The following is a 3,317-nucleotide window of genomic DNA, read 5'->3' as shown; positions in this document are numbered from 1 at the left end:
CGCACCGTGCCCACCGCCCGCTGCGGCGGCTCGTCCCACAGGTCCTCCACCAGCCGGGCCACCGGCACCACCCGGCGGCGCGCGACCACGAGCCGGGCCAGCACCGCGCGGTGCTTCGGCCCCCGCAGCGGCAGCGTGTCACCGGCCTCGTCCCAGGCCGTCACCGCGCCGAGCACCCCGAACCTCACGTGCACGACGGCGTCCGCCCCTTCCGTCCGGACCACACCGGTCCGGCGCAGTCGTCGTTCATCGGTTGCTGATCCGGGACCCGGAGGGTGGAGACACCGGCCGTCATCGCCGGGCGCCGTTCCACCGGAAGAGAGACCAGCCATGCCCCATCCCACCATCCCCGGATTCACCCACCGACGCGTCCCCGTGGACGAGGGCGTCGCTCTCCACGCCGCCGTCGGCGGAACCGGCTCCCCGGTCGTGCTGCTGCACGGCTTCCCGCAGACCCACCTGATGTGGCGGCACGTCGCCGCCGACCTCGCGGCCGACCACACCGTCATCTGTCCCGACCTGCGCGGCTACGGCGCCAGCGACAAGCCCGCCGAGGCCGGGCCGGACACGTACTCCAAGCGGACCATGGCGCGGGACGTCGTCACCCTGGCCCGCCGGCTCGGACACGAGCGGTTCGCCCTCGCCGGCCATGACCGGGGCGCCCTCGTCGCCTTCCGGGCCGGGCTCGACCACCCGGACGCGGTCTCCCGTCTGGCCTGCCTGGACGTGCTGCCCACCCTCGACATGTGGGAGGCGCTGCACGGCACCTCGGCCGCCGTCGGCTTCCACCTCTACCTGATGGCGCAGCCGCCCGGACTGCCCGAACGGATGATCGGGGCGAGCGCCGACGCCTTCTTCGGCCACTTCCTGGACGTCTGGACGCACGACCCCGGTGCCGTGCCGGCCGACGTCCGCGAGTCCTACCTCGCTGCCTGCCGGGACGCCGTCCCGTCGATCGTCGCCGACTACCGCGCCTCCGCCGGGATCGACGTGGACCACGACAAGGCCGACCGCGCGGCCGGGAACCGGCTCGGCATGCCCGTCTCCGTGCTCCAGCAGGACTGGGGAGCCGCCCTCGGTTACGAGGCGGCCGCCCTGTGGGGCGCCTGGGCCCCCGATCTGCGCCACACCACGGTCGACTGCGGGCACTTCATGGCCGAGGAGGCGCCGGGAGACATCGCCACCGCCCTGCGCGACCTCATGAAGCGCCCGGTGCATTGATCGCGAGCGTGGTCGACGCTCGTGCTCGATCCACCCGGCGCGGACGCCGCCCGTCACGCAGCGCGCACAGGACGTCGATGCGGTTGGTGGTGACCGAGTCGGCGCCCAGGGCCAGCAGCCGCCGCATCGAGCGGCGGGTGTCCGGGGTCCAGACGGAGAGCAGGTGGCCGCCGCGGTGGACGCGGTCGGCCAGGGCCCGGTCCACCAGACCGAAGCGGTAGTTCAGCCAGCGGGGGCGGACCGCCTCCAGGAGACCGGCGCGCGGCGGGGCCAGTGTGGTCCGCGTGAGCGCGATCTCGGCGGACGGGTCCGCCGCGCGTACGGCGAGCATGGCGGCAGCGCCCGCGCAGTAGTAGACGCGGTCCCGGGCGCCGCTCTCGCGCACGGCGTCCACGACCCGGCGCGCCGCGCGGACGTCCGGCGTGCCGGGCAGGTCGATCATCACCCGGCTGCCGTCCGTCGCCGCCAGGGCGTCGGAGAGCGCCGGCACGCCGCCGGCCGTCACCCCGCGCACCTCCTCCCACGACAGTGACAGCAGCGGGCGGTCGTGCTCCCACAGCCGCTTCAGCGTCCCGTCGTGCAACAGCACCGGAACCCCGTCCCGGGTGAGCCGTACGTCGATCTCCACCGCGTCCGCGCCCCGGTCGAGCGCGGAACGCAGCGAGGCCACGGTGTTCTCGCGGACGCGGTAGGGGTCGCCGCGGTGGGCCACGGCGGTCACGTTCTGCATGGCGGCCCTTCGCGGGGTCAGGAGGCGAGCCAGGTCTCGGTGTAGGCGTCGATCTCGGCGGCCAGCCGCGCCTTGCCGGCGGCGTCCAGGAACGACGCCTCGACACCGTTCCTCGCCAGTCCGGCCACGCCCCGCTCGTCGAGGTCCAGCAGCCGCGCGGCGACCGCGAACTCGTTGTTGAGGTCCGTGCCGAACATCGGCGGGTCGTCGGAGCCGACCGTCACCAGGACACCGGCCCGGACGAACTCCTTGAGGGGATGCTCGTCGAGCGTGGTCACCGCGCGGGTGGCGATGTTGGAGGTGGGGCACACCTCCAGCGGGATGCGCCGCTCGGCCAGGTACTGGAGCAGCCCGGGGTCCCCGGCGGAACTGGTGCCGTGCCCGATGCGCTCGGCGCCCAGCTCGTGGAGGGCGTCCCACACCGTCTCCGGGCCCGTGGTCTCGCCGGCGTGCGGTACGGAGCGCAGCCCGGCGGCGACGGCACGGTCGAAGTACGGCTTGAACTGGGGGCGGGGCACACCGATCTCGGGACCGCCGAGCCCGAAGGAGACCAGTCCCTCCGGGCGCAGCCGGTCGTCGGTGGCCATGCGGACCGTCTCCTCGGCGGACTCCAGGCCGGCCTCGCCGGGAATGTCGAAGCACCAGCGCAGCACCGTTCCGAACTCGGTCTCGGCGGCCTTGCGCGCGTCCTCGATCGCGTCCATGAAACCGCGCTCGTCGATGCCGCGGCGGGTGGAGGAGAACGGCGTGATGGTCAGCTCGGCGTACCGCACCTGCTGCCGGGCCAGCTCACGGGCCACCTCGAAGGTCAGCAGCCGGACGTCCTCGGGGGTGCGGACCAGGTCGACGACGGACAGGTACACCTCGATGAAGTGGGCGAAGTCCGTGAAGGTGAAGTAGTCGGCGAGGGCCTCGGGGTCGGTGGGCACCTTGGAGTCGGGGTGCCGGGCGGCCAGCTCCGAGACGATCCGCGGGGAGGCGGAGCCGACGTGGTGTACGTGCAGTTCGGCCTTGGGCAGTCCGGCGACGAAGGCGTGCAGGTCGCGGACCTGGCCGGCGGCGTCGAGGTGGTCGGTCAATGTTCCTCCCCGGGAACGGCGTCCCCGGCCGGGTCGCGGCGGGACGCGGGTGATCGGCTGATCGGCGGTTCGGGGATCATCGTAGGCCGGGCGCGCACGGTGCGGGCACGTGGCCGTAGCATGACGGGACGTCCGACGGAGGGGGCCCCGGCACATGGCCGACGACGCGCAGACGCCCGAGGCGCGGGAGCAGACAGCGGGCGGTACGCCGCCGGGTGTTCCGCCAGGCGGCGCCCTGTGGCCGGCGCCGCCCAGGACCCGGCGATCACCGGTCTGGTACGGGAGAT

General features: G+C 74.1%; 3 protein-coding genes and 1 pseudogene. 1 reads left to right on the top strand and 3 read right to left on the bottom strand.

Annotated elements, in window-relative coordinates; all coding sequences use genetic code 11:
• Positions 1-194 (bottom strand): annotated as a pseudogene (locus B9S61_RS10275) (regulator); the annotation flags it as partial.
• A 136-nt stretch (positions 195-330) separates the two neighbouring features.
• Here B9S61_RS10275 and B9S61_RS10270 point away from each other — a divergent pair.
• Positions 331-1,221, top strand: a complete 891-nt coding sequence (locus B9S61_RS10270; RefSeq protein WP_103541986.1) for an alpha/beta fold hydrolase — start codon at positions 331-333, stop codon at positions 1,219-1,221.
• Here B9S61_RS10270 and B9S61_RS10265 read toward each other — a convergent pair.
• Both B9S61_RS10265 and B9S61_RS10260 read right to left on the bottom strand, forming a co-directional pair.
• A complete protein-coding gene (locus tag B9S61_RS10265) occupies positions 1,199-1,951 on the bottom strand; it encodes a glycerophosphodiester phosphodiesterase (RefSeq protein ID WP_103541985.1) in 753 nt (250 codons plus the stop codon). The two genes, B9S61_RS10270 and B9S61_RS10265, sit on opposite strands and share 23 nt — an antisense overlap.
• Positions 1,952-1,968: 17 nt before the next feature.
• Complete coding sequence (locus B9S61_RS10260) at positions 1,969-3,030, bottom strand: adenosine deaminase (RefSeq protein ID WP_374936197.1); 1,062 nt, start codon at positions 3,028-3,030, stop codon at positions 1,969-1,971.
• Between the last annotated feature and the right edge of the window lie 287 nt (positions 3,031-3,317).

Origin of the sequence: Streptomyces sp. SM1 (genome assembly GCF_002910825.1) — a bacterium.
GTDB lineage: Bacteria > Actinomycetota > Actinomycetes > Streptomycetales > Streptomycetaceae > Streptomyces > Streptomyces okerensis.
Note: the sequence above shows the minus strand (reverse complement) of the source record. Positions and strands in the feature narration are given on the sequence as shown.